The 26,074-nt window shown below is 71.4% G+C and carries 29 protein-coding genes and 1 pseudogene; 15 read left to right on the top strand and 15 right to left on the bottom strand.

The features are described from left to right. Positions 1-470: 470 nt before the first annotated feature. Positions 471-1,919: a PLP-dependent aminotransferase family protein gene (locus AB0M83_RS31940; protein ID WP_364522545.1), complete on the bottom strand. Its 1,449-nt coding sequence runs from the start codon at positions 1,917-1,919 to the stop codon at positions 471-473. Positions 1,920-1,980: 61 nt separating this feature from the next. Here AB0M83_RS31940 and AB0M83_RS31935 point away from each other — a divergent pair, with 61 nt between their 5' ends. Continuing rightward, the gene (locus AB0M83_RS31935; RefSeq protein WP_364522543.1) at positions 1,981-2,625 is read left to right on the top strand and encodes a hypothetical protein; all 645 of its coding nucleotides are present in this window, start codon (positions 1,981-1,983) and stop codon (positions 2,623-2,625) included. Here the strand turns inward: AB0M83_RS31935 and AB0M83_RS31930 are convergent. Together AB0M83_RS31930 and AB0M83_RS31925 are read right to left on the bottom strand one after the other, a co-directional pair. Continuing rightward, positions 2,622-3,149 carry a Clp protease N-terminal domain-containing protein gene (locus AB0M83_RS31930; protein WP_364522541.1) on the bottom strand — a complete coding sequence of 176 codons (528 nt, stop codon included), beginning with the start codon at positions 3,147-3,149 and terminating at the stop codon, positions 2,622-2,624. The two genes, AB0M83_RS31935 and AB0M83_RS31930, sit on opposite strands and share 4 nt — an antisense overlap. Beyond that, positions 3,149-3,358, bottom strand: a complete 210-nt coding sequence (locus AB0M83_RS31925) for a helix-turn-helix domain-containing protein (protein ID WP_284750436.1) — start codon at positions 3,356-3,358, stop codon at positions 3,149-3,151. Before AB0M83_RS31925 ends, AB0M83_RS31930 begins: the two co-directional genes overlap by 1 nt. A 170-nt stretch (positions 3,359-3,528) precedes the next feature. Here AB0M83_RS31925 and AB0M83_RS31920 point away from each other — a divergent pair, with 170 nt between their 5' ends. Continuing rightward, on the top strand, positions 3,529-4,323 hold the full coding sequence (locus AB0M83_RS31920) for a protein phosphatase 2C domain-containing protein (RefSeq protein WP_364522539.1): 795 nt from the start codon (positions 3,529-3,531) through the stop codon (positions 4,321-4,323). 35 nt (positions 4,324-4,358) lie between these two features. After that, positions 4,359-4,919: pseudogene (locus tag AB0M83_RS31915) on the top strand (DUF998 domain-containing protein); the annotation flags it as partial. Between the two features lie 84 nt (positions 4,920-5,003). Here AB0M83_RS31915 and AB0M83_RS31910 read toward each other — a convergent pair. Beyond that, the gene (locus AB0M83_RS31910) at positions 5,004-6,032 is read right to left on the bottom strand and encodes a D-cysteine desulfhydrase family protein (protein WP_364522537.1); all 1,029 of its coding nucleotides are present in this window, start codon (positions 6,030-6,032) and stop codon (positions 5,004-5,006) included. Between the two features lie 190 nt (positions 6,033-6,222). On the opposite strand from AB0M83_RS31910, the gene AB0M83_RS31905 reads away from it, so the two are divergent. The 3 genes from AB0M83_RS31905 to AB0M83_RS31895 are packed head-to-tail and all read left to right on the top strand — an operon-like array spanning position 6,223 to position 9,001. Next, positions 6,223-7,599, top strand: coding sequence for an amidase (locus tag AB0M83_RS31905; protein ID WP_364522535.1), 1,377 nt, complete (start codon positions 6,223-6,225; stop codon positions 7,597-7,599). Next, positions 7,566-8,141, top strand: a complete 576-nt coding sequence (locus AB0M83_RS31900) for a TetR family transcriptional regulator (protein ID WP_364522531.1) — start codon at positions 7,566-7,568, stop codon at positions 8,139-8,141. The genes AB0M83_RS31905 and AB0M83_RS31900 overlap by 34 nt, the downstream gene beginning before the upstream one ends. Further along, positions 8,141-9,001 carry an oxygenase MpaB family protein gene (locus AB0M83_RS31895; protein ID WP_364522529.1) on the top strand — a complete coding sequence of 287 codons (861 nt, stop codon included), beginning with the start codon at positions 8,141-8,143 and terminating at the stop codon, positions 8,999-9,001. Before AB0M83_RS31900 ends, AB0M83_RS31895 begins: the two co-directional genes overlap by 1 nt. On the opposite strand, the gene AB0M83_RS31890 is transcribed toward AB0M83_RS31895, so the two are convergent. Continuing rightward, positions 8,998-9,552, bottom strand: coding sequence for a CGNR zinc finger domain-containing protein (locus AB0M83_RS31890; RefSeq protein ID WP_364522528.1), 555 nt, complete (start codon positions 9,550-9,552; stop codon positions 8,998-9,000). The two genes, AB0M83_RS31895 and AB0M83_RS31890, sit on opposite strands and share 4 nt — an antisense overlap. Positions 9,553-9,606: 54 nt before the next feature. Here AB0M83_RS31890 and AB0M83_RS31885 point away from each other — a divergent pair, with 54 nt between their 5' ends. The 5 genes from AB0M83_RS31885 to AB0M83_RS31865 all read left to right on the top strand — a co-directional run bounded on the left by AB0M83_RS31885 (position 9,607) and on the right by AB0M83_RS31865 (position 14,101). Further along, positions 9,607-10,461 (top strand): alpha/beta hydrolase, encoded by an 855-nt coding sequence (locus AB0M83_RS31885; RefSeq protein WP_364522526.1) that lies wholly within the window; start codon positions 9,607-9,609, stop codon positions 10,459-10,461. 95 nt (positions 10,462-10,556) lie between these two features. Further along, on the top strand, positions 10,557-11,954 hold the full coding sequence (locus tag AB0M83_RS31880) for a hypothetical protein (protein ID WP_364522524.1): 1,398 nt from the start codon (positions 10,557-10,559) through the stop codon (positions 11,952-11,954). Continuing rightward, positions 11,951-12,343: a hypothetical protein gene (locus tag AB0M83_RS31875; RefSeq protein ID WP_364522522.1), complete on the top strand. Its 393-nt coding sequence runs from the start codon at positions 11,951-11,953 to the stop codon at positions 12,341-12,343. Before AB0M83_RS31880 ends, AB0M83_RS31875 begins: the two co-directional genes overlap by 4 nt. A gap of 14 nt (positions 12,344-12,357) precedes the next feature. Next, positions 12,358-13,500 carry a hypothetical protein gene (locus tag AB0M83_RS31870; RefSeq protein ID WP_364522520.1) on the top strand — a complete coding sequence of 381 codons (1,143 nt, stop codon included), beginning with the start codon at positions 12,358-12,360 and terminating at the stop codon, positions 13,498-13,500. Between the two features lie 55 nt (positions 13,501-13,555). After that, on the top strand, positions 13,556-14,101 hold the full coding sequence (locus AB0M83_RS31865) for a hypothetical protein (protein WP_364522604.1): 546 nt from the start codon (positions 13,556-13,558) through the stop codon (positions 14,099-14,101). A 111-nt stretch (positions 14,102-14,212) separates the two neighbouring features. On the opposite strand, the gene AB0M83_RS31860 is transcribed toward AB0M83_RS31865, so the two are convergent. Next, the gene (locus AB0M83_RS31860) at positions 14,213-14,467 is read right to left on the bottom strand and encodes a DUF397 domain-containing protein (RefSeq protein ID WP_285482105.1); all 255 of its coding nucleotides are present in this window, start codon (positions 14,465-14,467) and stop codon (positions 14,213-14,215) included. 285 nt (positions 14,468-14,752) lie between these two features. On the opposite strand from AB0M83_RS31860, the gene AB0M83_RS31855 reads away from it, so the two are divergent. Next, complete coding sequence (locus AB0M83_RS31855; RefSeq protein ID WP_364522519.1) at positions 14,753-15,013, top strand: hypothetical protein; 261 nt, start codon at positions 14,753-14,755, stop codon at positions 15,011-15,013. Positions 15,014-15,016: 3 nt separating this feature from the next. Further along, entirely contained in the window at positions 15,017-15,271 is a 255-nt protein-coding gene (locus AB0M83_RS31850) for a hypothetical protein (protein WP_364522517.1), read from the top strand. Positions 15,272-15,516: 245 nt separating this feature from the next. Here AB0M83_RS31850 and AB0M83_RS31845 read toward each other — a convergent pair whose 3' ends face one another. The 4 genes from AB0M83_RS31845 to AB0M83_RS31830 all read right to left on the bottom strand — a co-directional run bounded on the left by AB0M83_RS31845 (position 15,517) and on the right by AB0M83_RS31830 (position 18,755). Next, on the bottom strand, positions 15,517-16,122 hold the full coding sequence (locus AB0M83_RS31845; protein ID WP_364522515.1) for a class I SAM-dependent methyltransferase: 606 nt from the start codon (positions 16,120-16,122) through the stop codon (positions 15,517-15,519). Continuing rightward, complete coding sequence (locus AB0M83_RS31840) at positions 16,119-16,967, bottom strand: SAM-dependent methyltransferase (RefSeq protein WP_364522513.1); 849 nt, start codon at positions 16,965-16,967, stop codon at positions 16,119-16,121. The genes AB0M83_RS31845 and AB0M83_RS31840 overlap by 4 nt, the downstream gene beginning before the upstream one ends. After that, entirely contained in the window at positions 16,964-17,791 is an 828-nt protein-coding gene (locus AB0M83_RS31835; RefSeq protein WP_364522511.1) for an SAM-dependent methyltransferase, read from the bottom strand. The genes AB0M83_RS31840 and AB0M83_RS31835 overlap by 4 nt, the downstream gene beginning before the upstream one ends. 100 nt (positions 17,792-17,891) lie before the next feature. Next, the gene (locus tag AB0M83_RS31830) at positions 17,892-18,755 is read right to left on the bottom strand and encodes a helix-turn-helix transcriptional regulator (protein WP_364522509.1); all 864 of its coding nucleotides are present in this window, start codon (positions 18,753-18,755) and stop codon (positions 17,892-17,894) included. A 234-nt stretch (positions 18,756-18,989) separates the two neighbouring features. Between AB0M83_RS31830 and AB0M83_RS31825 the strand changes: the two genes are divergently transcribed. Together AB0M83_RS31825 and gndA are read left to right on the top strand one after the other, a co-directional pair. Further along, entirely contained in the window at positions 18,990-19,910 is a 921-nt protein-coding gene (locus AB0M83_RS31825; RefSeq protein ID WP_364522507.1) for an MBL fold metallo-hydrolase, read from the top strand. 85 nt (positions 19,911-19,995) lie between these two features. Then, a complete protein-coding gene (gene gndA / locus AB0M83_RS31820) occupies positions 19,996-21,435 on the top strand; it encodes an NADP-dependent phosphogluconate dehydrogenase (protein WP_364522505.1) in 1,440 nt (479 codons plus the stop codon). Between the two features lie 96 nt (positions 21,436-21,531). Here the strand turns inward: gndA and AB0M83_RS31815 are convergent, their stop codons facing one another. The 5 genes from AB0M83_RS31815 to AB0M83_RS31795 all read right to left on the bottom strand — a co-directional run bounded on the left by AB0M83_RS31815 (position 21,532) and on the right by AB0M83_RS31795 (position 26,021). Then, a complete protein-coding gene (locus AB0M83_RS31815; protein ID WP_364522503.1) occupies positions 21,532-22,269 on the bottom strand; it encodes a Clp protease N-terminal domain-containing protein in 738 nt (245 codons plus the stop codon). Positions 22,270-22,301: 32 nt separating this feature from the next. After that, positions 22,302-23,522 (bottom strand): FAD-dependent oxidoreductase, encoded by a 1,221-nt coding sequence (locus AB0M83_RS31810; protein WP_364522602.1) that lies wholly within the window; start codon positions 23,520-23,522, stop codon positions 22,302-22,304. 63 nt (positions 23,523-23,585) lie between these two features. After that, positions 23,586-24,371 carry an IclR family transcriptional regulator gene (locus AB0M83_RS31805; protein WP_364522501.1) on the bottom strand — a complete coding sequence of 262 codons (786 nt, stop codon included), beginning with the start codon at positions 24,369-24,371 and terminating at the stop codon, positions 23,586-23,588. A 193-nt stretch (positions 24,372-24,564) separates the two neighbouring features. Then, positions 24,565-24,882: an NIPSNAP family protein gene (locus AB0M83_RS31800; RefSeq protein ID WP_364522499.1), complete on the bottom strand. Its 318-nt coding sequence runs from the start codon at positions 24,880-24,882 to the stop codon at positions 24,565-24,567. After that, on the bottom strand, positions 24,882-26,021 hold the full coding sequence (locus tag AB0M83_RS31795) for a 5-methyltetrahydropteroyltriglutamate--homocysteine S-methyltransferase (RefSeq protein WP_364522497.1): 1,140 nt from the start codon (positions 26,019-26,021) through the stop codon (positions 24,882-24,884). The genes AB0M83_RS31800 and AB0M83_RS31795 overlap by 1 nt, the downstream gene beginning before the upstream one ends. Between the last annotated feature and the right edge of the window lie 53 nt (positions 26,022-26,074).

Below are 26,074 nucleotides of genomic sequence, written 5' to 3'. Positions count from 1 at the left end.
TGCGTCCAAAACAAGATCAACTAGACGCACGCGCACGCCGATAAGGCGTAACGATTCCCCTGCTCCAGTACGCGATCCGTGACTCTTTCACGTCTCGTGACGCTCAACCGCGTCCGACGTACCCCAGGGGCGTAAACCCATGCGAAACCACAGTCTTTCCGACCGGCCGACCGCGCCCGGCCGGGTCGGATCCCGGTCCCGGCGTCGCGCTGCCCCCGCGACGCCGGGACCCACACCGGGTGCGCTCCGGGAGTTTTCGCTCACCGCGCCGAGCGAGATCTCGCAGTACCGAGAGCGCATCTGAACCGCGGGCTTCCCGGCACGTCGAGGGGCTGTGCCGGGAAGCCAGCGGTTACCCGCGAGCGGGGTCACGTCCGCGAACGGGGGTGTGCACACCGAACCGGTGCGCTGGATGCTCACGAACGCCGCCCATCCCTGGGAGCAGGCTCGCATCCAGCGCACCGGTTCGTTCAGGCGATCGGCGCGTCCAGTGAGGCCGGGGTGCCGCTGACCGACGCCGCCGCGGCGCTCAGCCGCCGGACCGCCTCGTCGATCTTGTCCGGCGGCAGGGAAAACGGCAGCCGGATCCAGCGCTCGAGGCCGCCGTGGACGCCGAAGCGGGAGCCGGGCGCCACCTGGACCCCGTGGCTCGCCGCGGCCACCGCCAGCCGCGAGCTCACCGGCTCCGGCATCCGGCACCACAGCGACAGGCCGCCCTTCGGCAGCGTGAAGGTCCACTCCGGCAGGTACCGGTGCACCGCGCCGGCCAGGGCGTCGCGGTAGCCGCGCAGCTCGTCGCGCCGCTGGGCCAGCGCGGCTTCGTCGGCCAGCAGCTCGGTCAGCACGATCTGCTCGAACACCGGCGACCCGAGATCGACCGCGTAGCGCGCCGAAACCAGCCGGCCGAGCAGGTCCTCCGACGCGCGGATCCAGCCGAGGCGCAGCCCGCCCCAGTGCGTCTTCGACGCCGAGCCGACGCAGATCGCCAGGTCGCCGGCGAAGGTGGCCAGCGGCGGCGGCCCGTCGAGCGGGTCGCCTTCCAGGTCCAGCTCGACGAGCGTCTCGTCGACGACGACCGGGGTCCGGGCGCGGGCCAGCACCGCGCCGAGCCGTTCGCGGCCTTCGGCGTCCAGGCGCAGGCCGGTCGGGTTCTGGAAGTCGACGACGAGGTAGGCGAACCGCGGGTTCGCCTGGCGCAACGCCGCGTCGATGCCCGCGATGTCCCAGCCACGCAGCCCGGCCGGGTCGAGCGCCACCGGCACCGGGATCGCGTGCGCGGCGCGGATCGCCTCCAGCGCGTTCGGGTACGTCGGCTGCTCGACGAGCACGCGGTCGCCGGGGCCCGAAAGCATCCGCAGGACCAGGACGAACGCGTGGTGCGCGCCGTTGGTGACCATCACCTGCGCGGGCGTCGTCGGCAACCCGCGTTCGGTGTACCGCCGGGCGATCTTCTCCCGCAGGCCGAGCAGGCCGCGTTCCTGGTAGCCGTGGTCGCCCAGGTGGTCGGCGAGCCGGACGCGGGCCGCGTCGACCGCCGCGGCCGTGCCCGGGATGGCCGGCGAGGACGCGTGGGTGAAGTCGATCGAGCCGTCCCCCACCGGGGCTAGCGGGCCGCGGCGACGCCGCCCGGGCGCGGCGATCCACGACCCCGCGCCGCGGCGGCTCGCGACGAACCCGTTCTCCCGCAAGCGGTCCAGGGCCGCGCCGATCAGCGTCCGGCTGGCGCCGAGCGCGTCGGCCAGCTCGCGCTCGGCGGGCAGCCGGGTGCCGAGCGGGAGCTGGCCGTCCAGCACCTGCAGCTCGATGGCGGCGGCCAGATCGGCTGACCCCTGCCGCGACCCGCCTTGCCGCCAGGAGCCCAGCAAGGTGGCCAATCGAGGACCGGAGATGCGTCCACCTACCGGGATGACGGGTTCCATCAGGCCAATATCCTGGAAGTGGCCATGGTTTACAAGGCCACTTTGCCCTGATAGTGGAGACGTGGCTCAGATCGATCTCCGGCCCGTCCGGATCTCCCGCGACCCCGTCCGCCGCAGTGTCCAGCTGTTCGGGGGCCTCGCCCTCTACGGCACCAGCGTCGCCTTCGTGACCCGCGCCGGCCTCGGCCTCGAGCCGTGGAGCGTGCTGGCCGAAGGCGTCCTGAAACACACCGGCCTGACGTTCGGCACGGTCACCGGGCTGATCTCCGTGGTCGTGCTCCTCCTGTGGGTCCCGCTGCGCCAGCGGCCCGGGATCGGCACCATCGCGAACGTCGTGGTCATCTCGGTCATGGTCGACGCCGTGCGGGCCGTGCTCCCCGACCAGCACGACCTGGGGTGGCAGATCGCGCTGCTGGCCGGCGGGGTGGCGCTCAACGGCGTCGCGACCGCCACCTACGTCGGCGCGCGGCTCGGCCCCGGTCCCCGTGACGGCCTGATGACCGGGCTGGCGGGGCGCACCGGCTGGTCGGTCCGGCTGGTGCGCACCGGCATCGAGGTCACCGTGGTCGCCGTCGGCTTCCTGCTCGGCGGGACGGTCGGGATCGGCACCGTGCTCTACGCGCTGGCCATCGGGCCGCTCACCCAGATCCTGCTGCCGCTGACCACCTGGCGCGACCGTTCCGCCGAAGAGCGGCAGGGCCGCTAGCCGGCCTTGCGCTGCTGCACCGCCCGGCGCAGCGTCGGGTAGTCGGCACCGCGCCGGGCGAGCACGTCGTCGGTGTCGCGTTGCTGGGCCAGCGCCAGCAGGATGTGCTCCTGCCCGAGGTGCTTGTCCCCCAGCCGGACCGCCTCCTTGAGGCTCAACTCCAAGGTCTTCTTCGACTGCGACGTGAACGGGATGTGCCCGCGCTTGACCGGCCCGAGCCGGCCGGCGAGCGCCCCCTCGCCGTGGGTCTGCTCGATGCGTTCGACGATCTGCTCGACGTCGATGCCGAACTCGGTGAGCGCTTCGGCGTCGGCCTCGCTGACCCCGCCGCGACGCCGGGTGCGCGCCAGTTCGGCGGCGACTTCTTCCGTGGAGATACCCAGCTCGGCGAGCAGGGGGACGTCGGTCTTGACCAGGCCGGCCAGCAGGTGCACCGGCCGGATCTCCACCGAACCGGACTCCCGCGCCACGATCTGCGCTTCGACGACCGCCATCCGCGCGTCCGCCGTGAACCGTTCGAACATCAGTGCCTCCCGTACTTCTTGTGCACGGCCTGCCGGCTGACCCCCAGCTCGGCGGCGATCTCCTGCCACGACCAGCCGTTGATCCGCGCGCTGCGGACCTGCACGGCCTCCAGTTGTTCCACCAGCCGCCGGAGCGCGGCGACCGCACGCAGTCCCACCCGGGGATCGCGGTCGCCGGCCCGGGCGGCCAGGTCCGTCGCTTCCGTCATGCCTGTCAACCTACGTTGACATCAGGGCTGTGTCAACCTGAGTTGACAGCTCGCTGCGATGCAGTGAATGACTCATTCCTGGCATCCGACGCAGTGAATGAGTCATTCACTGCGCTCCTCGGCAGCGTTCTCGGCGCGAAGACCGCGGACCGGCGACGTACAGTCGGGTGATGCCCGAGATCGTGATCGCCGAGCGGGCCGGGGTGGGCGCCGACGGCCACCCCCGCCCGACCGAAGACCACGTCGTCGTGCTGGACAACGCCGTGTTCGTCCTCGACGGCGCCACCTCGTCGGACCCCTCGCAACCCCCGGGCGGCTGGTACGCCGAACGGCTCGCCCACCGCCTCGCCGACGACCTCCGCGCGGCACCCGAAGCCGACCTGACGGACCTCTTGACCGGCGCGATCGCCGTCGTGACGGCGGAGAACGCCCTGCGGCCGCAGCAGTCGCCGTCGAGCACGGTCGCGGGGGTGCGGTGGCTCGAAGAGCGCGTGGAAGCGCTGGTGCTGGCCGACAGCCCGGTCGTCGGCTTCGGCGGCTTCGGCGACTCCGGTGTTGACGTCGTCTCCGACGACCGGCTCACCCGGCTGCGGCGGCGCGGGATGCTCCAGACCGGCGCGGACGTCCGGCGCCGGCGCAACGCCCACGACGGTTTCTGGGTCGCCGAAGCCGATCCGGGCGCGGCCGCCCACGCGGTCCGCCGCAGCTGGCCGCGGGCCGACGTCGACGCCGTGCTGCTCGCCAGTGACGGCGTCTCGATCGGCGTCGACCAGTACGAGCTGTTCGACTGGCGCGAGGTCCTCGCGATCACCCGCGCCGACGGTCCGGACGCCGTGCTGGACGCCGTCCGGACCGCGGAGAAGCAGGACCCGGACGGCGAACGCTGGCCGCGCCCGAAGCGCCACGACGACCAGGCCCTGGTACTGATCGACTTCGCATCCGGGGGAATTCAGGGTCTTCCCTGATCACGACCGTCCCGTTCTCCGAGAACCTGGAGAGCATGGGGACGGAACAGGGGAAGCGCACGAGACCGTGGCGGCTCGTGGCACTGGGCGCGATCGGCTGGGGGCTGTTCACGGCCGTGGTGCTGCACATCATCAGCTCGCACGACCCGGTGTACGACACGCTGTCGAGCTACACCGTGACCGACCGGGGCGAAGGGATGCTCGCGGCGAGCGTGTTGTCGCTGGCCATCGGTTCGCTGGCGGTGCTCGGCGCGCTGCACGCCGCCGCTGTGCCGATGTCGCGGACGACCCGGGTGCTGCTCGCGCTCTGGTCGCTCGGGATGGCCGCGGCCGCGGTGTTCCCGGCGAGCTACCCGGAGGCGCCCGACCCGGTGAGCGGCGAGATCCACCTTTACGCGTGCCTGGTCGCGTTCCTGAGCCTGCCCGGCGCGGCGATCTCGCTGCTGGAAACGTTGCGGGGACGGCCGGAGCGCGCCGCCGTCGTACGGGCGATCCGGCTGACCGCGGTCGCGTTCGGGCTGTTCGCGATCAGCTTCGTGCTGGTGCGGCTGAGCGAAGCCGAAATCGGGCCGTTCCGCGAGATCTCGGACGCGTTCCCGATCGGGGTCACGCAGCGGGGGCTGCTGCTCGCCGACGTCGTGCTGCTGTGCACGCTGCTGCGGGTCGCGACCCGGCTCGAGTCAGCCTTCGACGGCCTCGGCGAATTCGGGCGCGTAGCCGTACAGGCCGGGCATCCCGCCGGTGTGCAGGAACACCACGTGGTCGTCGGGGGCGAAGTGGCCCGCCCATTCGACCAGCGCGGCGGCCACCTTGCCGGTGTAAACCGGATCGAGCACAACGCCCTCGGTGCGACCGAAAAGCCGTAGCGCGTTCCAGACCGCGTCGGTCGGGATGCCGTAGCCGGGCCCGAGGGTGGAGTCGCTCATCTTCGTGTGCGTGAGCGGCGGCGGTACGACGCCGAGCAGCTTCGCCGCGCCGTCGACTAGGTCACGCAGGTTCTCGGTGGCCTCGTCGAGCGGGTGGCTGACGCAGGCGATGCCGACGCCGAGGTTCCCGAGCAACGCGGTGGCCAGCACCACCCCGGCCGCCGTGCCGCCACTGGCGTGCGGGACGACGAGGTGGGCGCGCTCGACACCGCGTTCTTCCAGCTGCTTCGCCAGTTCGTACGTGGCGCGGACGTAGCCGAGGGCGCCGAGGTCGTTGGAGCCGCCGACCGGGACGGTGGCGACCTTCCGGCCTTCGGCGGTGGCTTCGGCGACGAGCCGGTCGTAGGTGCGGCCGGTCTCTTCGCCGTCCGCGCAGACGTGGACTGTCGCGCCGAAGAGCTTGTCGAGCGGGATGTTCCCGCCCCGCTCGTACGCTTCGCCGTCGCGAGGGACCTTCGCGGTGAGGACGAGTTCGCAGCGCAGGCCGAGCTTCGCGCACGCGGCGGCGGTCTGGCGGCCGTGGTTGGTCTGGAGCGCGCCGAAGGTGATCACGGTGTCCGCGCCGGCTTCCCGGGCCGCGCCGAGGTGGAACTCGAGTTTGCGGAGCTTGTTGCCGCCGGCGCCGAGCGGGTGGACGTCGTCGCGTTTCAGCCAGAGGTTCCGCAGGCCGAGGGCTTCGCCGAGCCGCGGCGCCTCGTGCAGCGGCGTCGGCCAGCCACCGAGGTCCACGCGGGGGATCGCGGCAAGAGCGGCGTCGGGGAATCCGGCGAAGTCGAACGTCATCGGCCCTCCGGGCTCGGCTGTCCCCCACTCTAGAGCGCCCCAATGTGGCGTTCGGTGCGTCAGACGCACCCAATGTGGCGTTCGGTGCGTGGGACGCAACCAACGCCACATTGGGGCGCTCGGGAGTAGCCGGAGACCGACGGTATCCGGTAACGTTCGTTCGAACGAACGAGAACCTCCGGGGGCCGCCATGACAGCCACGAGCCTGGACTTCACCGGTCTCGCCGCGCAGGCCGCGCAGCTCGCCGCGGGCGAAGTCACCTCCGCCGAGCTCACCGCGACCGCGCTCGGGCGCGCGCACTCGAGCCAGCCCACCCTCAACGCCTTCCGGCACCTGCGCGACGACGCGGCGCTCGCCGAAGCGGCCGAGGCGGACGAGCGGCTCCGGGCCGGCGACCGGCAACCCCTGCTCGGCGTGCCCGTCGCGATCAAGGACGACGTCGACCTCACCGGCCTGCCCACGTCGTTCGGCTGCGCCGGCGAGTTCCCGTGCGCCACCACCGACGCGCCCGCCGTCGCGCTGCTGCGGGAGGCCGGCGCTGTCATCATCGGCAAGACGAACACCCCCGAGCTGGGCCAATGGCCGTTCACCGAGGGCCCGGCCTTCGGCGTGACGCGCAACCCGTGGCACCCCGGCCACACCCCCGGGGGCTCTTCGGGCGGGAGCGCGGCCGCGGTGGCGTCGGGGGTCATCGCGGCCGCGCTCGGTTCCGACGGCGCCGGCTCGGTGCGCATCCCGGCCGCGTGGACCGGGCTCGTCGGCATCAAGACCCAGCGCGGCCGGATCCCGACCGACGGCGAGCTGTTCCACGGCCTGACCGTGCTCGGCCCGCTCGCCCGCACCGTCGAAGACGCCGCCCTCCTGCTGGACGTCACCGCCGACACCGGCCGCACGTTCCGGACCGCCGCCACCCGTGAACCCGGCCGGCTGCGGATCGGGCTGTCGACGCGGATTCCCTTCACCGCCACCAAGACCCGGCTCGACCCGGTCGTCGAAGCCGCCGTGCGCCGGCTCGCCGAGTCGCTCGCCGGGCTGGGCCACGAGATCGTCGAGGTCGAGCCGGACTACGGGCTGATCGGCCTGACGTTCCTGCCGCGCTCGCTCACCGGTGTCCGCGACTGGACGCTGCGCGTACCCGACCGCACCGGGCTCGACCCGCGCACCCGCAGCAACGCCGGCCACGGCCGCCTGCTCGCCGGGCCCGCGCTGCGGCTCGCGCGGGCGCTGGAGCCGGGACTGCACCGCCGGATCGGCTCGGTCTTCGGCCGCGTCGACGTCCTGCTGACCCCGACGACCGCGACCCCGCCACCGCCGATCGGCACGTTCGACGGGCTGTCCGGCTGGGAGACCGACCAGGCCATGATCGCCGCCTGCCCGTACGCTTGGCCGTGGAACGTGCTGGGCTGGCCGGGGGTCAACGTGCCGGCCGGGCTGACGGACGGCGGGCTGCCGCTGGGAGCGCAGCTGCTCGGCCCCTCGCACGCCGAGGAGCGGCTGGTTTCGCTCGCCGCGCAACTGGAAGAGGTCGAACGGTGGCCGGAGCGGCATCCCGAGACAAGCTGGTAAGCACCCGGGAAGCCATCCTGCGTGGCGCGTTGACGGTCGTCGGCGAGCACGGCGTCGGCGGATTGACGAACCGCCGGATCGTGGCCGCCGCCGGCGTGTCCCTCGGCACGCTCACCTACCACTTCGCCAGCCAGACGGCGTTGCTGCGCGAAGCGATGTTGATGTTCGCCGCGGAGGAGACGGCGAAGCTCGGCGCGATCGTCGACGGCTACCGCGCCGACGGCCTCAGCGTCGAGCAGGCCGCGTCGGTCGTCGAGCACGTGATCGCGCAGCTGCCGTTCGGCGCCGACGAGCTCGGCGCGCACGAGCTGTACCTCCAGTCCGCCCGCGATCCCGAGCTGCACGAAGCTTCTTCGCGCTGCTTCGCGGCGTACGACGAGCTGGCCGTGACGATCCTCGAAGCGCTGGGCGTGCCGGAGCCGCGGCGGCTGGCCGGGCCGGTCGTCGCGCTGATCGCCGGGCTGCAGCTGCGCCGCCTGGCGACCGGCGAGACGGACACCCCGGTCGCCGAGCCGCTGATGATGCTGCTCCGCGGGGCTTGATGGCCGCGCCGATCGTCCGCGGCACGGCGGCGTGGAAGTACTTCGGCGACTTCCGCGACGGGCTGCTGGCGGGACAGGTGCTGGTGCTGCAGGTGGCGCACCCGGTCGTCGCGGCGGGCGTGCGCGATCATTCCGGCTACACATCCGATCCCTGGACGCGGCTGATGCGGACGGGCGCGTCGCTGTCGATCTACGTCTACGGCGGGGTCGCGGGTGCGCGGGTGGAAGCCGCGCGGTTGCGGGCCTTGCACCGTACGTTCACGGGCTCGCTGGACGGACGGCGTTACAGCGCGTTGAACCCCGAGGCCTATGCCTGGGTACACGCGACTCTGGTGAAGGCTCCCGTTGACGCGCAACGTTTCTTCGGCCGACCGCTGTCCGATGTGGAGCTTGAGGAGTACTACGCGCAGATGTGCGACGTCGGACGCCTGCTCGGCGTGCGGGAGCGCGACCTGCCGCCGGACTGGACGTCGTTCGAGCGCTACTACGACGAGATGGTGGCCGGGTTCACCGGGAATCCGACGATCGACCAGCTCTTCGAGACGATCCGGACGGTACGCAAGCCGGTGCGGTGGCTGCCCGACTCGTGGTGGCGGTGGCACGCCCGGACCCAGGTGTTCCTGCTCCGGGCGACTCTGCCACCGGTACTTCGCGACCGTCTCGGTCTACAGTGGACTCTTCGGGACCAACGCCGGTTCCGGCGTTTCGCCGGCGCGGTCAGGCTTCTCGCGACACCGATCCCGGCTGGGCTGCGGACCGCGCACATGCGCTGGATCGGCCGGCTCAACGTCTGGCTCCGCGCCCACCCGAAGGTCTACCAACGCCTGGTGGGCGGCAACGGCCCAGGCTCCGCCAGCTAGTCGTCGCGGCCGCTGACCCGGGCGTAGTGGGCGCGGGCCTTGGCGCGGTTGCCGCAGCGGGACATCGAGCACCACTGACGGTTCCGCCGCGGCGACGCGTCGCAGAACCGGACCCCGCAGTCGTCCGCCGCGCAGATGCGGACCTCCGCGTCGCTCGTCGCCAGGTCGATCGCGTCCGCCGCCAGGGCCGCGAACGCCACCGCCACCGGGTCCTTCGGCGCCGGGACCTCGCGGCGCAGGCGACCGTCCGCCACGACCAGCCGCGGTGGTGGCGCGGAAGCCGCGGACGCCGCGTTGTTCACCAGGTCGACGTCCATCTCGTCCGGCAAGCCGTCCGCGAGCAGCACCCGGTCGATCGCTTCCCGCAACGCCTTCGCCGCCAGCACGTTCCCGGCCGTCACCGGCACCGGGCCCGTCGTGAAGCCCGCGAGCGAGAGCCACTCCGCCAGCGCGTCGGGCCCGGTCAGCATCTCGACGCCCTCGGCGTACCGGGAGCGCAGCGTGTTGACCAGGTCGAGGCACGGCCGTCCGCCGTCGAAAGCCCACTCCATGTCCCACACTCTAACCGTTGCGAACGGTTAGAAGGGCCACTATCTTCTAACCGTATGAACAGGTTAGAAAGCATGGCCACCGTCAACGGCATCCGGATGCACTACGTCAGGGCCGGCGAGGGCCCGCCGTTGTTCCTCCTCCACGGCTGGCCGCAGACATCGCACTGCTGGCACCGGGTCCTCGAGCCGCTCGCCGAGACGCACACCGTCATCGCCCCCGACCTGCGCGGCTACGGCCGCAGCGACAAGCCCCGGACCGGCTACGACAAGCGCACGATGGCCGCCGACATCGCCGCCCTCGCCGAGCACCTCGGCTTCGAGCGGACCGCCGTCGCCGGGCACGACCGCGGCGGCCGCGTCGCCCACCGCTGGGCCCTCGACCGCCCGGACCAGGTCGACCGCCTCGCCGTCCTCGACATCGCCCCGACCCGCGCGATGTGGCAACGCCTCGAGACCGGCACCGCGAAGGCCTACTGGCACTGGCTCTTCCACCTCCAGCCGGACCTCCCGGAGCTGCTCGCCGGCCAGAACATCGCCGGCTACCTCGGCTACTTCTACGAACGCTGGACCTACCAGCGCCACACCCTCGACCCGGACGCCGTCGCGGAGTACGTCCGCGCCTTCTCCCAGCCCGGCGCCCTCCGCGCCGGTTTCGACGACTACCGAGCCTCCTTTCCGGACGACGCCGAACTCGACGACGCCGACTACGACGCCGGAAAGCGCGTCACCCAGCCACTTCTCGCGCTCTGGGGCGCGAACGGCCTGCTGGGCACCCTGCCCACGCTCGAAATCTGGCAGGAGTACGCCAGTGACGTCACCGGGGTCGCGATCGAGGAATGCGGCCACTTCCTGCCCGAGGAACAGCCCGCGGAAGTCGTCTCCCACCTGCGGAAGTTCCTGCGCCCCTGAGATCCCCGGGGGCTCCGGTCCCCCGCACTGGGGACCGGAGTTCCCCCCGCGCCGTGACGCCCGACACGGTCCACCGCCGATAAGTTCGCTCCACGATGGGGACCAAATCGAAAGCCGCGTTGCTGATGCTGCTGGCCGTGCTGGGGATCGCACTGGCCGGCGGGACCGCACACGCCGACGGCGCGCCGTCCGGCAGCGACATCCAGATCGCGCAGACGCTCGGCGCACGCGAGCTGACCGTGATCATCCGCCGGGTCGACGTCACGCCGTCGCCGCTGCGGGTCGACGTCGTGACGCACCAGGGCACCGCGCCCGGCACGCTGCACCTGGCCGTCGCGGCCGACGGCGTCGTGACCTCACGCGGTGACGTCGTGCTCGGCGCCGAACCGGGCGTGTACGCGGGAAATCTCGAAGTCGGCAAGCCGGGGCCGTGGGAACTGTCGCTGGACGACGGCAGCGGGACCACCGCGACCATCCCGTTCATCGTGCCCGCGCGGGTGGTGCCGCCGTGGGAGAAGGCGACCTACGGCGGGTTCGTCGCCGCGGGCGTCTTCCTACTGCTCGCCCTCGTGGTCGGGGTCCGAGCGCGGCGGACCGCGTTCGCGCTGATCCCGGCCGGCGGTGCGGTCGCCGCGATCGCCGTCGCGGTCACCGGCGCGCTGCTGTCGGCGAGCACTCCCCCGCCGCCCGCGCCCGGCAGCCAGCTCGACCCGACGTACGACAACGTCACCGACCCGTACGCCAACGCACAGCTGTCCACAGTGGACTACTCGCGGCCACCGGTAAACCTGGCGGTCGAGGCCGAACGCGGCGGACTGACGCTGCACCTCACCGACGGCGCCACCGGCCGCCCGGTCGACGACCTGCTGATCCACGACAACGCACTCGTGCACCTGGTACTGGTCTCGCCGTCCGGCCGGATGAGCCACCTGCACCCGGTGCGGGTCGGCCCCGGCGGCTACCGCGTCGACGTGGCCGATCCGGAAGCGGGCACGTACACCGTCGCCGCGGAGCTCGTCCGGCGCGGTGGCGGGGTCCAGCTCGTCCGGTCCACTGTGGACTTGACGGGCACGGCCGCGCCCGTCCCCGAACCGGCCGGCGCCGGACCGCGGACCGTCGACGGCACGCCGGTCGACCTCACGATCACCCCCGGCACGCCGACCACGATCACCGCGCACTTCAAGACCCAGGACCTCCAGCCGTGGCTGGGCATGCTGGGCCACCTGATCGTCGCCGGGCCCATCACCGGGCAACCGGGCACCGACGCCGCGAAGGCACCGACGTGGGCCCATGTCCACGCGATGATCCCGCCGGTCGCGGGCCAACTGGACCGCCCTGACGAGACCGTCGCCGCCTACGGGCCGGACGTCAGCTACACCTACACCTTCGCCGCGCCCGGCCGGTACCGCATCTGGCTGCAGGCCGAACGCGGCTACCGCGTGCTCACCATCCCCGCCGTGGTCGACGTCCCGACGACAGGAGCCGGCCGATGAACCGCCCCAAGGTGCTGATCGCCGTCGTCGCGCTGATCGTCGTGGCCGGCGTCACCTGGCTGCTCTGGCCCGCCGGCGCCGCGAAAGCCACCACGCAGCAGGCGGTTTCCGGGCCGTACACCGTCCAGTTCTCCGCGGACGCGCCCCGCATCGGCGGCAACACGTTCGCGGTCGCGGTGACCGGCCCCGCGCCCGACAGCGTCCTGGTCGAACCGGTCATGGCGCAGATGGGACACGCGTTCGCCCCGGTGCTCGCCGTGGCGGAAAGCTCCGGCCGGTTCCGCGCCACGGGGGTCGCGCTGCCGATGTCCGGGCAGTGGGAGATCACCGTGTCCCTGCGCGGCCCCGGCGGGCCCGCCCAAGTCGTTTTTCCGTTGCTGGTCAAGTAGAAAGGTCGGGGGAAATGGATCTCACCGCATCCGGCGTGCGCACCACGCCGGTGGCGAAACAGACGCGAACGGGTTTGCTGCCCGCGAACGTCGTGCTCGGGGGGTCACTGCTGTCACTGGTCGGGCTGACCTGGGACATCCAGTGGCACAGCGACGTCGGGCCGGACACGTTCTTCACGCTGCCGCACCTGTTCCTGTACGCGGGCAGCGCGGTCGTCGGCCTGGCGAGCCTCGCCGTCGTGCTGCTGACGACGGCGGCGCGCCGCGCGGGCCGTCCGGTCGACCCGCGGATCGGCGGCCGCGTCGTCAACGTGTTCGGCAAGACGTTCGCGGCCCCGCTCGGCTATCTCGTCTCCGGCGTCGGCGCGGCGACGTTCCTGCTGTACGGCCTGTGGGACCAGTGGTGGCACGGGCTCTACGGCTTCGACGCGGTCATCGACTCGCCGCCGCACATCGGGCTGCTGCTGTCGATCACGGTGTCGCTGATCGGCACGACCGCGGTGTTCGCCGCGGCGCGGGAGCACCGCTGGGGGCGGATCGGCACGCTGGCTTCGCTGACCGTGCTGCTCACGTTCGGGCCAGTGCTGGCGCTCGGGCTGCAGCAGGTGCCGGACGACTACGCCGACGCCGTCTCGATCGGCTGCTCGATGATGGCGGTGCTGCTCGTCGCGGTCGGCGCCGGGTTCCTGCGCCGGCCGGGCGGGGCGGTCGGCACCGCGGCGATGGTCGCGGCCGTGCAGGCGGTCTTCTGGTGGTTCTCGCCGTGGGCGGCCCAGGCATACGCGGACCTCGTCGGCCTGCCGATGCGCGACGCGATCTCCGGGGTGCCGGAAATGCCGTCGCTGACGCCGATGGCGCTGCTGCCGGTGGCCGCGCTGATGGAGCTGGCGTACTTCGCCGGCCGCCGCCGCGGGTGGTCCGCGGGCCGCGTGTCGGTGCTCGCGGGCGGGATCGCGGGCCTGCTGATCGGGCTGAGCCTGCCACTGCAGCGCGTCCTGCTCTACACCGGCGCGCACCTGCCGCCGGCCTGGTACCTGACGACGACGGCCGTGCTCAGCGGCCTGCTCGGGCTGCTCGGCGGGTTCGCCGGGTGGCGGTTCGGCGGGATGCTCTGCCTGCTGGCGCCCGCGAAGAAGGGGGAAACCGCTGATGCGTAAGGCAGTGTCATTCGGGGCTCCGCCCCGGCCGGGGGCTCTGCCACCCGGAACCCCCATAAGGCGGATTGTTCTGGCCTTGGCCGCCGTCACCGGGCTGCTGTTCGCCACCGCGGCGCCGGCGAACGCGTACGAGCCGGTCAACATCGTGCACACCGAGCACGTGCAGGCCGGGCCGTACGGGATGACGATCGGGTTCAGCACCTGGCCGCTGAAAGCCATGCAGTCGCTGGACTTCACGTTCATCCCCGACGGCGGGATCGAGGACAAGTCCGGCACGCTCACGATGATCAACCCGGAGGGCGGCAAGAACCGCACGCAGCCGCTGGTCCGCCACCCGCGCAAGCTCGACGTGTGGGGGCTCGACGTCCGCTCGATGCCCCGGCCGGGCGAATGGACGTTCCACTTCACGGTCAACGGCCCGGCCGGGTCCGGCACCGGCGACCTGCGCGCGCTGCCGGTGCTCGAGCAGCCGGGGCCGCCGATGGGCCTGAGCTGGGCGATCAGCACGCTGCCGTTGATCGGGCTCGTGGCGCTGGTCGTGGTGGCCTGGCGCCGGACCCGGAGCCGGTTGCGCGGGGGTGAGCTTCCGGCGATCGGGTGAGATTCCCCTCACAATCGGCGCCTGGACGTATCCGCGCCGCCGCGAAGGCCTCCTTCACCACAGACGGGGAAGGGGGCCTTCGCCATTTTTTCGGACGCAGCAGGGGATGGATCAGGCCGGCAGGTCGAACTGCCCGGCCTTCACGGCGACCAGGAACGCTTCCCATTCGGCGGTGTCGAACACGAAGACGGGGCTGGTCGCGAGCTTGGTGTCGCGGACGCCGATCAGGCCTTCGCGGCCGAGGTTGACCTCGACGCAGCTCCCACCGTTGGGCTCGCTGGCGAAGGACTTCTCCCAGGCAGCCTCTTGGAACAGGGACACGGCCGTGTTCGGATCGTAATCCGCGAACGACGGATAATCCGCCATGGGTCGTACCTCCGTGGATCGATGGGGGGCGCGGCCGGGACCAGGTCGAAAGTACCCGCGTCCGGCTACTCAGTGTCTCAATGGAGTACGCCACACGGCCAAGCGGGTGATCAACTAGGTCCGGCCTCGACATGAAGATTATTCCAGGAGTAGGATTAATCGCATCGGCCGGGGCGCTGGTGTCGGTGAATGACTGCCTTTCTGCGACGGGCGGTCCCCGAGGGCAGGCCACTGGTTGACGACCGACCAAACCACCACCGCAGGACCTCATGGGGGAGGATCAGCGTGATCGTCGAGGACAGCGCGCCACCGGGCGTTCTCGTCATGGGCAGGCTCGCCGGCGGAACCGCCGATGAGGCCCGCCGGGTGGCCCACGCCTCCGGGCGGGACATCACGAGCCAGCTGGTCCGAACCAAGGGCGGGGAAGCGTTTTCCCGCACTGAACTGGAATGGCCGTCCCCCGGGGCCGGCCTGCCGTGTGAACCCTGTCTCGGACTGGCCGGCGTCGAACGCGCCCGGTCTCCGCGACGAGAGCTGGGGGTGTAGACGATGGCCGTCCGGCTGAACTCGCTCTTGCGCCGCGAGGAAGAAGAGCACCGCGGCCGCCGCGGAATCGGCAACGAACTGAGGAACCGCTTCGGTTTCAGCCTGATCCAGGCGCCCCTGCGCAAGACCACGACGTGGGCGACGGACCAGGACCTCCCGCTGCAGCGCCACTCCGACGGGGTCCGGACCACCCGGCCCCTCGAAGCCGCGATCGACCTGAGCCCGCTCCTGCGCGGCCGGGTGGGCTCGCGCGCCTGAACTGCTGTCCCACCACGACGAAGAGCCCCGGTCCCCTGCGCGGACCGGGGCTCTCGCCGTTTCCGGGCCAGGCCGGGTCGCCTCCGATGCAGTGAATGACTCATTCCTGGCGTCTGGCGCCAGGAATGAGTCATTCACTGCGGCAAGTTCGGGCTCACCCGGGCGCTGGAAGCGAGGTGGGCGATGCCCTGAACGACTCGTTCACCCCGTCAGACGCGGTGAAAGGGTCGTTCATGCCGTCCGAGCTACGGTTTCCGCAGCAGCAGCCGTCCCTGCCGGAACGGGCGCTCCCCTTCCACGGCCTCGCGGTACATCCGCCCCACCTCGACGAGTCCCGCCTCGGCCGCGATGTCCATCAGCTCGCCCAGCGGCCACCGGTACGCCGTCGTGACCTTGTGGTCGAACTCCGAGACCGGCCCGTCGCCGGACTCGAAGCACCCCAACAGAACGTGACCGTCAGGCGCCAACGTCCGGGTGAATTCGGCGAAGTACCCCGGGATCTCCGCCGGCGGCGTGTGGATCACCGAGTACCACGACAGGATCCCCGCGAGCGACGCGTCCGGCAGGTCCAGAGCCGCCATCGAACCCACTTCGAACCTCAGCGAAGGCTCAGCGGCACGCGCCAGCGAAACCATCTCCGGCGACACGTCGACGCCGAACGCGTCGAGTCCCAGCGAGTGCAGGTGCGCCGTCAGGTGGCCGGGTCCGCAGCCGAGGTCGGCGACCGGCCCGCGGCCGCGCGCGTAGTCCGCGAACGCCGCCCACGCGGCCCGGTCCAGCGGGTCGCCGTCCCAGATGCCGCGGACGAACTCCGCGTATTGGACGGCGACCGCGTCGTAGGCCGCCGTCACGGTTTGCGGCCGAGGCCGCAGAGGTGGCCGACGAACGCCGGGTCGTTCGCGAGCTTCTTCGTGGCCCGGGACTCGATCTCGTCCGGGTGCCACTCCGGCAGGTAGACGATGCCCGGCTCCACCAGCTCCAGGCCCTCGAAGAACGACGTGAACTCGGCCTTGCTGCGCAGGTGCAGCGGCGTGCTCGACTTCTTGTACTGCTCCACGATCGACGCGCGGCTGTCGGAGTCGGCCAGCGCGCCGAGGCCTTCGGTGGTCAGGTGCGAGGACAGGAAGTACGAGCCGGACGGCAGCAGCGACAGGTACTTCTGGATGGTCTGGGCCACCGGCTCGTCCTCGCCGAGGAAGTACAGGACGCCGACGATGATCAGGCCGATCGGCCGGTTCGTGTCGAGGACGCCGGTGTCGAGCGCGCGCTTCCAGATGTCGGCCGGGTCGCGCAGGTCGCCCTGCAGCACCGCGTGCCGATCGGCGACGCCCTCCTTCTCCAGCAGGACCTGCGAGTGCGCCACCGCGACCGGCTCGTTGTCGACGTACACGCACCGCGCGTTCGGGTTCACCTCCGCCGCGACTTCGTGGACGTTCCCGACCGTCGGCACGCCCGACCCCAGGTCGAGGAACTGGTCGATGCCGTTGCGCGCCAGGTACCGGACGCCGCGGCCGAGGAAGTCGCGGCCGGCGCGGGCGACCGTCTTGATCATCGGGAACGTCTTGACCGCCTGCTCGCCGAACTGGCGGTCGATGGCCCAGTTGGCGTTGCCGCCGAGGAACCAGTCGTAGATGCGGGCCGCGTTCGGCCGCTCGAGGTCGACGCCTTCGGGGGCCTCGGGGTCCTGCGTCGTCATTTCCGTCCTCCAGGCTTGCGGCCGACACCGCCGACCACGCTCGCGAGGGGGACCGGGGCGGCGCCGGGCTCGGGGCGCCACTCTCCCACAGGCACGATCCCGGGGTCGACGACCTCGAAGTTACCGAAGAACGCGGCGATCTCGTCGAGCGACCGGGAGACCGCCGGCGAGCTCGACTGCTCGGACAGCTTCACGAGCCGCCGGATCTGGTCCAGCTCGTCACCTTCGACGCCGGACTCGGTCGCGTGCGAGAGGACGTACGCCGACCCCGGCGCGAGCAGCGTCCGGTAGTCGCGGATGGCTTCGCGCACGCCGGTGACGTCGGGCAGGAAGTGCAGCACGGCCACGGTGAGCAGGCAGATCGGCCGCTCGGGGTCGAGCACCCCGGTGGCCAGCGCGGCTTCCCAGACCTCCTCGGCGTCGCGCAGGTCGGCGTGCAGCACGGCGTGCCGGTCCGGATCGCCCGTTTCCTCGAGCAGCATCCGCCCGTGCGCGACGGCCACCGGCTCGTGGTCGACGTAGACGCAGCGGCAGTCGTCGGCGTAGTCGTCGGCGACCTCGTGGACGTTGCCGGCGGTCGGGATGCCGGAGCCGAGGTCGAGGAACTGCGTGATGCCCTCGCTGAGGCAGTGGCGCACGGCCCGGCGAAGGAAGTCGCGGTTGCCGCGCGCCAGCGTCTTCGCCAGCGGAAACGCTTTCACCGCCAGCTCGCCGTACTGCCGGTCGATGGCCCAGTTCGCGCTGCCGCCGAGTGCCCAGTCGTAGATCCTCGCGACGTTCGGCCGGTCGAGGTCGACGGCGTCGGGGAGGAAGTCGGGGTCCACGATGTCCCCTTCGGGCGGCACTTCCGGTGGAATGGGGCGCAACAGGCCCACTCTACCGACAGTTGTTCACCGCTCGGGACCCTTCGCGCGGCCGTTCGCCCTATTGGAGCTGCTGCATCTGGCCGCGGTAACCCTCCGCGAGCTCCTTGAGGAACTGCCGGGTCTCCTGCCGCTCCAGCGCTGCTCCGCGCAGTCTGTCCCACGAGTCGACGAAGATGTTGAAGTCCTTGACGTCGTCGAGGTACAGCCCGCCGGCGGAGTGCTCGATGTAGACGAAGTCCCGGGTGCGGTCCGGGAAGCGCATGATCGTGAAGTCGTTGGGCACCGCGGCCAGCCGCGCGCCGAACGGCAGCACGTGGACGTAGACCCGCGGGTGCCGTTCGAGGGAGAGCAGGTGCTCGACCTGGTCGAGCATCACCGCGGGCGCGTGCCCGCCCGGGGCCCGGCGCAGCGCGCCCTCGCTGATGATGAACCGGTAGTACGGCGGCTGCTGCTGCTCGAACACGGCCTTGCGGTCGAGCCGGTTGCGCACCAGCGACGTCACGTCCGTGGCGCCGAACTCGGTGAACTGCTTGAGCATGTAGTGCTCGGACTGCAGCGGACCCGGGATGCGCTCGCCGTGCCAGGTGAGGATCTCCGCGGCCGCGGGCTCCAGGTCGGTGAAGGTGCGGAACCAGTGCGGCACCACCGAGCGGTAGCCCGACCAGTGGCCGCGCTGCCCGGCGGCGGCCCGCGCCAGGTTCATCAGCGTGTCGGCTTCTTCGCCGTTGATCCCGAACGCGTTCAGCATCGATCGCACATCCCCGAGCTTCACCCCGACGGCACCGGACTCGATCTTGTTGACCTTGCCCTGGGTGCAGCCGAGAACCTCGGCGACCTGCTGCTGTGTCATCCGCGCCGCGGTGCGGGCATGCCGGAGCTCGTTTCCGAGCTGCTTCCGGCGCGAGGTGACGGTGCTGGCCATCGCCCTGCTCTCCCGGACCACTACAAGCGACGGCGGCCGCGGGCCGCCGTCTCACGCGAACTATCGAACCCACCCAGGTTAGTGCTTCACCTTGCGGATCTCGATGATGACATCGCGCAGCGTTCCAGGAAACGGCGCGGAACGCCAGTCACCTGTGTCTTCACTCGCCTGGACCAGCGAAATTCCTAATTATTCCGCCAACCGGCGGAGCCCGGTCTCCGGCAGACTGGGCCGGTGACCGATCGTTCGCCCGCCGCCGCCACCGTCACCCGCCTGGCCGACCGCGTCCACGGCTACGTCCAGCCGGACGGCTCCTGGTACATCAACAACTGCGGGTTCGTCGACGCCGGCGACCACACCGTGCTGATCGACACGTGCTCGACCGAGCGCCGCACGCGCGCGCTGCTCGAGACGGTCGAAGCCGCCACCGGCAGCCCCGTGACGACGCTGGTGAACACCCACCACCACGGCGACCACACCAACGGCAACTACCTGGTCGGCAGCGCGACGATCATCGGGCACCGCAAGACGCGGGAGCTGATGGTCGCCGAGGGCATCCAGACGTTCGAGGGCGTCTTCGTCGGCAGCGACTGGGGCGAGCTGCGGTCGCGGCCGCCGGAGGTCGTGTTCGACGACCGGCTGACCGTGCACGCGGGCGACCTCACCCTCGAGCTGATCCACCCCGGGCACGCCGCGCACACCACCAACGACGTCCTGGTCTGGCTGCCCGAGCAGCGCGTGCTGTACGCCGGTGACCTGGTGTTCAACGGCGGCAGCCCGTTCGCGCTGATGGGCTCGGTGGCCGGCTGGCGCGCCGGGCTGGACGTCATCCGGGAGCTCGAGCCGGACGTGATCCTGCCCGGCCACGGCGGCCCGTGCGACCTCTCCACGGTGGAGGCTGTCGACCGGTACCTGGCCTTTGTCCAGGAGACGGCCGAGCGCGGGAAGGCCGCCGGGTTGTCGCCGCTGGAGGTCGCCAAGGAGACGGACCTGGGCGAGTTCGCGTCGCTGAGCGAGCAGGAGCGGCTGCCCGGAAACCTGCACCGCGCGTACGCCGAGCTGGACGGCGCCGAGTGGGGCGCGCAGATCGACCTGGTCGCGGCCGTGACGGACATGGTCGCGATCAACCGCGGCCCGATCCGCTGCTTCTCCTGAACTGAGTGAGCCAGCGCTCCGTGGCCTCCCTAGAAGCGTCGATCGGACTACTGTCTGAATCGAGAGAGACTTCGGAAGGATGCGGATGAGCAAGAAGGCGAGCATCGGGGTCACCGGCCTGGCGGTCATGGGCCGCAACCTGGCCCGCAACCTCGCGCGGCACGGCCACACGGTGGCCCTGCACAACCGGTCCGAGGAGCGGACCCGCGCGCTGGTGGAGCAGTTCGGCGACGAGGGCGACTTCATCCCGGCGTACTCGGCGCAGGACTTCGTCAACGCGCTGGAGCGGCCCCGGCAGGTCGTGATCATGGTCAAGGCGGGCGGCCCGACCGACGCCGTCATCGACGAGTTCGCGCCGCTGCTCGAAGAGGGCGACGTGATCATCGACGCCGGCAACGCGCACTTCGCCGACACGCGCCGCCGCGAGAAGGCGCTGCGCGAGCGCGGGCTGCACTTCGTCGGCAGCGGCGTCTCCGGTGGCGAGGAGGGCGCGCTGCTCGGGCCGAGCATCATGCCCGGCGGCTCGAAGGAGTCGTACGAGTCCCTCGGCCCGCTGTTCGAGGACATCTCGGCGAAGGTCGACGGCGAGCCGTGCTGCACGCACATCGGCGCGGACGGCGCCGGTCACTTCGTCAAGATGGTGCACAACGGCATCGAGTACGCCGACATGCAGCTGATCGCGGAGTCGTTCGACCTGCTGCGCGGCGCGGGCGGCTACTCCCCCGCCGAGATCGCCGACGTGTTCCGCACGTGGAACACCGGCCGGCTGGACTCGTACCTGATCGAGATCACCGCCGAGGTGCTGGCGCACGTCGACTCCTCGTCCGGCAAGCCGTTCGTCGACGTCGTCGCCGACGCCGCCGAGCAGAAGGGCACCGGCCGCTGGACCGTGCAGATCGGCCTCGACCTGGGTGTCCCGATCTCGGGCATCGCCGAAGCCGTCTTCGCGCGTTCGCTGTCCGGCTCGACTTCGCTGCGCTCGGCCGCTCGCGGGCTGGGCGGCCCGGCGCGGTCGCCGCTGACGGGTTCGTCGCTGGAGCGCTTCGCGGACGACGTCGAGCAGGCGCTGTACGCGTCGAAGGTCGTCGCGTACGCGCAGGGCTTCAACCAGATCCAGGCCGGCGCGACGGAGTACGGCTGGGACATCGACCTCGGCAAGGTCGCCTCGATCTGGCGCGGCGGCTGCATCATCCGCGCGAAGTTCCTCAACGACATCACCTCGGCCTACGCCGACGAGCCTTCGCTGCCGACGTTGCTGACGTCCGGCGGCTTCCGCAAGGCGGTCGAGGACGCGCAGGACTCGTGGCGGTCGGTGATCTCGACGGCGGTCAAGCTGGGCATCCCCACGCCGGGCTTCTCGACGGCGCTGGCGTACTACGACGGCCTCCGCGCGGACCGGCTGCCGGCGGCGCTGGTCCAGGGTCAGCGTGACTTCTTCGGGGCGCACACGTACCGCCGCGTCGACCGCGACGGCTCGTTCCACACGGCCTGGGCCGCCGACGGCCGCCCGGAGTCCGACGCCTGATCCGGTGCTGCTCTGATCGGGAAGACCCCCTGGTCCATCCCGATCAGAGCAGCGTCACCAGCACCAGCGCGAGGAGCGCGGCGGCCAGGAGGAGTCTCACTGCCCGCGGGCGGCGAGGATCTCCGCCAGCACCTCCTGGATCTTCGCCTCGGCCTTGTCCTTCTTGACGCCGAGGCCGTCGAGCACCTCGAACCCGCTCCCCTCACCCTGTTCCAGCAGCGCCAGCAGCATGTGCTCGGTGCCGATGTAGTTGTGCCCGAGCCGCAGCCCTTCGCGCATGGTGAGTTCGAGGGTCTTCTTGGCGGCGGGCGAGAACGGCATCGGGTCCGGCGTGGGAACGACCGCCTCGGGCAGCCGCGCTTCGGCAGCTTCGCGGACGGCCTCGAGTTGCACGCCCTGGGCGACGATCGCGCCCGCCGCGAGCGCCGCGGGTTCGGTGAGCAGGCCCAGCACGACGTGCACGGTGTCGATGAACGGGCTGCCGTTTTCGACCGCCGCCTTCTGCGCCTCGACCACGACGTGCCGGGCCCGGTCGGTGTAGCGGCCGTAGACGCGTTCGATCGCGCCGCCCGGGTCGCCGCCGGGGTCGACCTTGGGCACGAACCGCTTCTGGGCGGCCTGCTTGGTGACGCCCATGCTGGCGCCGATGTCGGTCCAGGACGCACCGGACCGCCGGGCCTGGTCTACGAAGTGGCCGATCAGGTGGTCAGCCACCTCGCCGAGGTGCTGGCCGACGTAGACCGCGTCGGTCAGCTGGGCGAGGGCGTCCTTGTCGTTGTTGCTCTTGATCGCGCTGATGAGGTCGTCGAGCTTGACGTTGGCTGGAAGGTCCATGCCGTCAACTGTAGGTTGACTCTCCCCGATCGTCAACCGCGGGTTGACGCTGCTTTCAGGAGCTCCTTGAGATTGAACTCGCTCGCCGCCAGGTCCGCGTAGCGCGGGTGGGGGTCGGCCGTGAACAGACGGCGCGCGGCGATGTGGTCCGCCGGCCGGTTCACCGACTCGACCGCGATGAGGACGTCGTCGCGGAAGGACAGCACCGAGAACTTGCCCGCCTCGCGGTCGCCCGCCACCACCGTCCGGTCCGCGTCGGCCAGGATCCCGGCGATCTGCAGCTTCGCGCCCGACTGGTCGGTCCAGAACCACGGCAGGCTCGCGTACGGCTCTTCCGTGCCGGTCAGCGCCGCGGCCACGCACCGGGCCTGGTCGACGGCGTTCTGCACCGACTCCAGCCGGGTCGCCGCGCCCGCCTGCACGCACGGGAAGTTCGCGCAGTCGCCGATGGCGAAGATCCGCGGGTCGGACGTGCGCAGGTGCTCGTCGACGACGACACCGTTCGCGACGTCCAGCCCGGCGGCCTCGGCGAGCGTCGTCTCCGGCACGACGCCGACGGCGATCACGACCAGGTCGGCGGGCAGCCGCCGGCCGTCGGACAGCTCGACTTCGCGCACCCGCGAGTCACCGTGCAACGCCGAAACTCCTTGGCCGAGCAGCACCGTGTGCCCGGCTTCGCGGTGCAGCGCGGCGAAGTAGCCGGAGATCTCCGGCGTCGCGACGCGGTTGAGGAGCCGGTCCTGCGCCTCGACGATCGTCACGGGGCGGCCGGCGTGCGAGGCGAACTCCAGCCCGATGAAGCCGCCGCCGACCACGACGACGTTCTCGGCGTCTTCGAGGGACGCACGCAGCCGGTCGGCGTCGTCGCGGGTGCGCAGGGTCAGCACGCCCGGCAGGTCCGCGCCGGGGACGGGCAGCGTCCGGTTGCGCGCGCCGGTGGCCAGGACCAGGTGGTCGTACGCCAGTCCGGTGCCGTCTTCGAGGCGTACTTCCGACGCGGACCGGTCGACCGAAGCGACCCGGCCGGCGACCAGCTCGATGTCCTTCTCGGCGAAGAAGTCCGCACCGCGCAGGTGCAGCTGCTCGAGCCCGGCTGTCCCGGCCAGGTAAGCCTTCGACAGCGGCGGCCGCTGGTACGGCACCCCCGGCTCGTCCCCGATCAGCACGACCCGGCCGGCGAAGCCGCGGTCCCGCAGCGACGCCACGGCCTGGAACCCGCTCTGCCCGGCCCCGACGACGAGAACGGTGCTCACTCCCTGCTCACCCATGGTTTCATCTGAGCACACCCCGCCCGGCTCGTCGAGGAGCGAAGTCGATCAGTGGGGTTCCCCGCTGGTCCGCAACGCCCGCGGCGCCCTGAGCACCCGCGAAATCCCGCGCGCGGCCGCCCGCACCGCCGGGACCAGCGTCCGCGGATCCGTCCCCTCGGCCGGGACGACCACCGAGATCGCCGCGACCACCTCGTCCGTCGAGTCGTAGACCGGGGCCGCGACCGACAGGGAGATCAGCTCGATCTGGCCGTCGCTGATCGCGTAGCCGTCGCGGCGGACGTCGGCCAGCACCCGCCGCAGCAGCGAAGACGAGCTGATCGTCTTCACGGTGAACGTCTTCAGCGGCGCGGACAGGACATCCTCCTGGGCCTCGGCCGGGGCGTGCGCGAGCAGCACCTGGCCGACGCCGGTCGCGTGCGCGGGCAGCCGGCCGCCGACGCGCGTCAGGACGTTGACCGCGCCGCGGCCCGAGATGCGCTCGACGTAGACGACTTCCGCACCGTCGAGCACGGCGAGCTGCACGTTCTGGTGCGTGGCCTCGTAAAGGTCCTCGAGGAACGGCATCGCGCTCTCGCGGAGTTCGGCTCCGTGTGGAGCGAGCGAAGCGACTTCCCACAGCCAGAGCCCGACGCGGTACACGCCCGCTTCGTCGCGGACGAGCGCGCCGCGCCGGGTCAGCTCCCCGGCCAGCCGGTGCGTGGTCGACAGCGGAAGCCCGACACGCCGGCTCAGTTCGGACAGCGTGAGCTGAGGCCGCTCGGCCGTGAAGGCGCCCAGGAGATCCAGGACGCGATCCACGACCGACGGCGGCCGCTGCGCGCTGTGTCGCATGGGGATCAGTCTTCGCATCGGTGGGAGGACCCGCAACCGCGGCTAAACCGCCCGCGGCCGCGGAGCGTGTGGGCGGTGCGTCTCATCCGCGCCGCGGGCATCGGCTCCGGCAGCCGCTACACCTGGGGAAACTGCACCTGACCGCACGCGCCGCCCCGGGACACACCCGGGGCGGCGCGCGCTGCGCCGCACGTCAGAGGTCGTCGTCCGGCAGGAGCGGGCGCATGAACGACCGCCGGTACCGCACCACGCACCCGCTTTCCTCGCGGATCTTGTCGGCCTCGATGAAGTCCGGGTCGACGCCGAACAACGTCCGGTACCGCTCGTACGCGGCGAAGCTCTCGAAGCTGAACAACGCCCGGGCTTCGTCGCTCGCCCCCTCCGACGGCAGGAAGTAGCCGTGGTGGATCCCGCCTTCGCGCTGCACCAACCGCATCCACGCGGCGGCGAAGCGTTCGAAATCGGGCAGCTTCGCCGGGTCGATGACGTAGTCGACGACGCAGGTGATCATCAGTGGCCGCCCCAGACGCGGTCGGCCGTCGCCACGATCAGCTCCAGCTTCCGCAGCTGGTCGTCCGTGGTGAGGTCGTTGCCCTCCTCGGTCGAGGAGAACCCGCACTGCGGCGAAAGGCAGAGCTGGTCGATGTCGACGTACCGCGAAGCTTCCTCGATCCGCCGCACCAGGACGTCGGCGTCCTCCAGCTCCGGCCGCTTCGTCGTGACCAGGCCGAGAACGACCTTCTTGTCCTTCGGCACGAACCGCAGCGGCTCGAAACCGCCGGAACGTTCGTCGTCGAACTCCAGGAAGAACCCGTCGACGGCCAGCTCGCCGAACAGCGCCTCGGCGACGAACTCGTAGCTCCCCGAAGCGACCCAGGACGACCGGAAGTTGCCGCGGCAGAGGTGGGTCGTCACCCTGAGATCGTCAGGCCGGCCGGCCAGCGCCGCGTTCATCGTCGCGATGTTGCGCACGTGCTGCGTGTCGGGGTCGCCGCCCATCCGCGCGACGAGCTCCCGCTGCGCCGGGTCGTTGAGGTAGGCCAGGCTCGTGTCGTCCAGCTGCAGGTACCGGCAGCCGAGCTCGTGCACGGCGGTGACCTGCGCCGCGTACGCCGCGCTCAGGTCGGCGAAGAACTCCTCGAGGTCCGGGTAAACGCTTTCGCTCACCGCCGCCCGGCCGCCGCGGTAGTAGACCATGCTCGGCGACGGGATGGTCAGCTTCGGCGTCACGCCCGGGTCCACATGGGACTTCAGGAACCGGAAGTGGTCGGCGAAGATCGGCTCCTCGAGCCGCACCTTGCCGTCGACCTGCAGGCCCGGCGGGCTGAACTCGAGGTCGCCCGCGAGGTTGTGGAACTTGACGTGCAGCCGCTCGTCGCTCTTGGAGATGCCGCCGAGCGCGTAGATGAAGTCCATGTGCCACGAAGCACGCCGGAACTCGCCGTCGGTGGCCGAGCTCAGCCCGGCCGCCTTCTGCATCTTGATGACGTCGCGGATCGCGTCGTCCTCGACCGCGCGGAGCTGCTCCACGCCGATCTCACCGCTTTCGCGCCGCCGTCGCGCATCCCGCAGCACGGGGGGCCGCAGGAGGCTCCCGACGTGATCGGCGCGAAACGGCGGGCCCACCTGGGAAATACCACCCGAAGTCATGCACCGATGGTCACACATCCGCGGCCGTCGCGCCGCCCCCCGAAACAAGATCA

Origin of the sequence: Amycolatopsis sp. NPDC051106 (genome assembly GCF_040682775.1) — a bacterium.
GTDB lineage: Bacteria > Actinomycetota > Actinomycetes > Mycobacteriales > Pseudonocardiaceae > Amycolatopsis.
This window is presented reverse-complemented; position numbering and strand designations above follow the sequence as displayed.

Excerpts from the sequence above, each read along its gene's own strand:
- AB0M83_RS31815 (WP_364522503.1), bottom strand. The coding sequence starts at position 22,269 with ATGGACCTTCCAGCCAACGTCAAGCTCGACGACCTCATCAGCGCGATC.
- AB0M83_RS31925 (WP_284750436.1), bottom strand. The coding sequence starts at position 3,358 with ATGACGGAAGCGACGGACCTGGCCGCCCGGGCCGGCGACCGCGATCCC.
- AB0M83_RS31800 (WP_364522499.1), bottom strand. The coding sequence starts at position 24,882 with ATGATCACCTGCGTCGTCGACTACGTCATCGACCCGGCGAAGCTGCCC.
- AB0M83_RS31920 (WP_364522539.1), top strand. The coding sequence starts at position 3,529 with ATGCCCGAGATCGTGATCGCCGAGCGGGCCGGGGTGGGCGCCGACGGC.
- AB0M83_RS31895 (WP_364522529.1), top strand. The coding sequence starts at position 8,141 with ATGGCCGCGCCGATCGTCCGCGGCACGGCGGCGTGGAAGTACTTCGGC.
- gndA (WP_364522505.1), top strand. The coding sequence starts at position 19,996 with ATGAGCAAGAAGGCGAGCATCGGGGTCACCGGCCTGGCGGTCATGGGC.
- AB0M83_RS31850 (WP_364522517.1), top strand. The coding sequence starts at position 15,017 with ATGGCCGTCCGGCTGAACTCGCTCTTGCGCCGCGAGGAAGAAGAGCAC.
- AB0M83_RS31880 (WP_364522524.1), top strand. The coding sequence starts at position 10,557 with ATGGGGACCAAATCGAAAGCCGCGTTGCTGATGCTGCTGGCCGTGCTG.
- AB0M83_RS31795 (WP_364522497.1), bottom strand. The coding sequence starts at position 26,021 with ATGACTTCGGGTGGTATTTCCCAGGTGGGCCCGCCGTTTCGCGCCGAT.
- AB0M83_RS31910 (WP_364522537.1), bottom strand. The coding sequence starts at position 6,032 with ATGACGTTCGACTTCGCCGGATTCCCCGACGCCGCTCTTGCCGCGATC.
- AB0M83_RS31840 (WP_364522513.1), bottom strand. The coding sequence starts at position 16,967 with ATGACGACGCAGGACCCCGAGGCCCCCGAAGGCGTCGACCTCGAGCGG.
- AB0M83_RS31930 (WP_364522541.1), bottom strand. The coding sequence starts at position 3,149 with ATGTTCGAACGGTTCACGGCGGACGCGCGGATGGCGGTCGTCGAAGCG.
- AB0M83_RS31905 (WP_364522535.1), top strand. The coding sequence starts at position 6,223 with ATGACAGCCACGAGCCTGGACTTCACCGGTCTCGCCGCGCAGGCCGCG.
- AB0M83_RS31885 (WP_364522526.1), top strand. The coding sequence starts at position 9,607 with ATGAACAGGTTAGAAAGCATGGCCACCGTCAACGGCATCCGGATGCAC.
- AB0M83_RS31870 (WP_364522520.1), top strand. The coding sequence starts at position 12,358 with ATGGATCTCACCGCATCCGGCGTGCGCACCACGCCGGTGGCGAAACAG.
- AB0M83_RS31830 (WP_364522509.1), bottom strand. The coding sequence starts at position 18,755 with ATGGCCAGCACCGTCACCTCGCGCCGGAAGCAGCTCGGAAACGAGCTC.
- AB0M83_RS31805 (WP_364522501.1), bottom strand. The coding sequence starts at position 24,371 with ATGCGACACAGCGCGCAGCGGCCGCCGTCGGTCGTGGATCGCGTCCTG.
- AB0M83_RS31940 (WP_364522545.1), bottom strand. The coding sequence starts at position 1,919 with ATGGAACCCGTCATCCCGGTAGGTGGACGCATCTCCGGTCCTCGATTG.
- AB0M83_RS31890 (WP_364522528.1), bottom strand. The coding sequence starts at position 9,552 with ATGGAGTGGGCTTTCGACGGCGGACGGCCGTGCCTCGACCTGGTCAAC.
- AB0M83_RS31860 (WP_285482105.1), bottom strand. The coding sequence starts at position 14,467 with ATGGCGGATTATCCGTCGTTCGCGGATTACGATCCGAACACGGCCGTG.
- AB0M83_RS31875 (WP_364522522.1), top strand. The coding sequence starts at position 11,951 with ATGAACCGCCCCAAGGTGCTGATCGCCGTCGTCGCGCTGATCGTCGTG.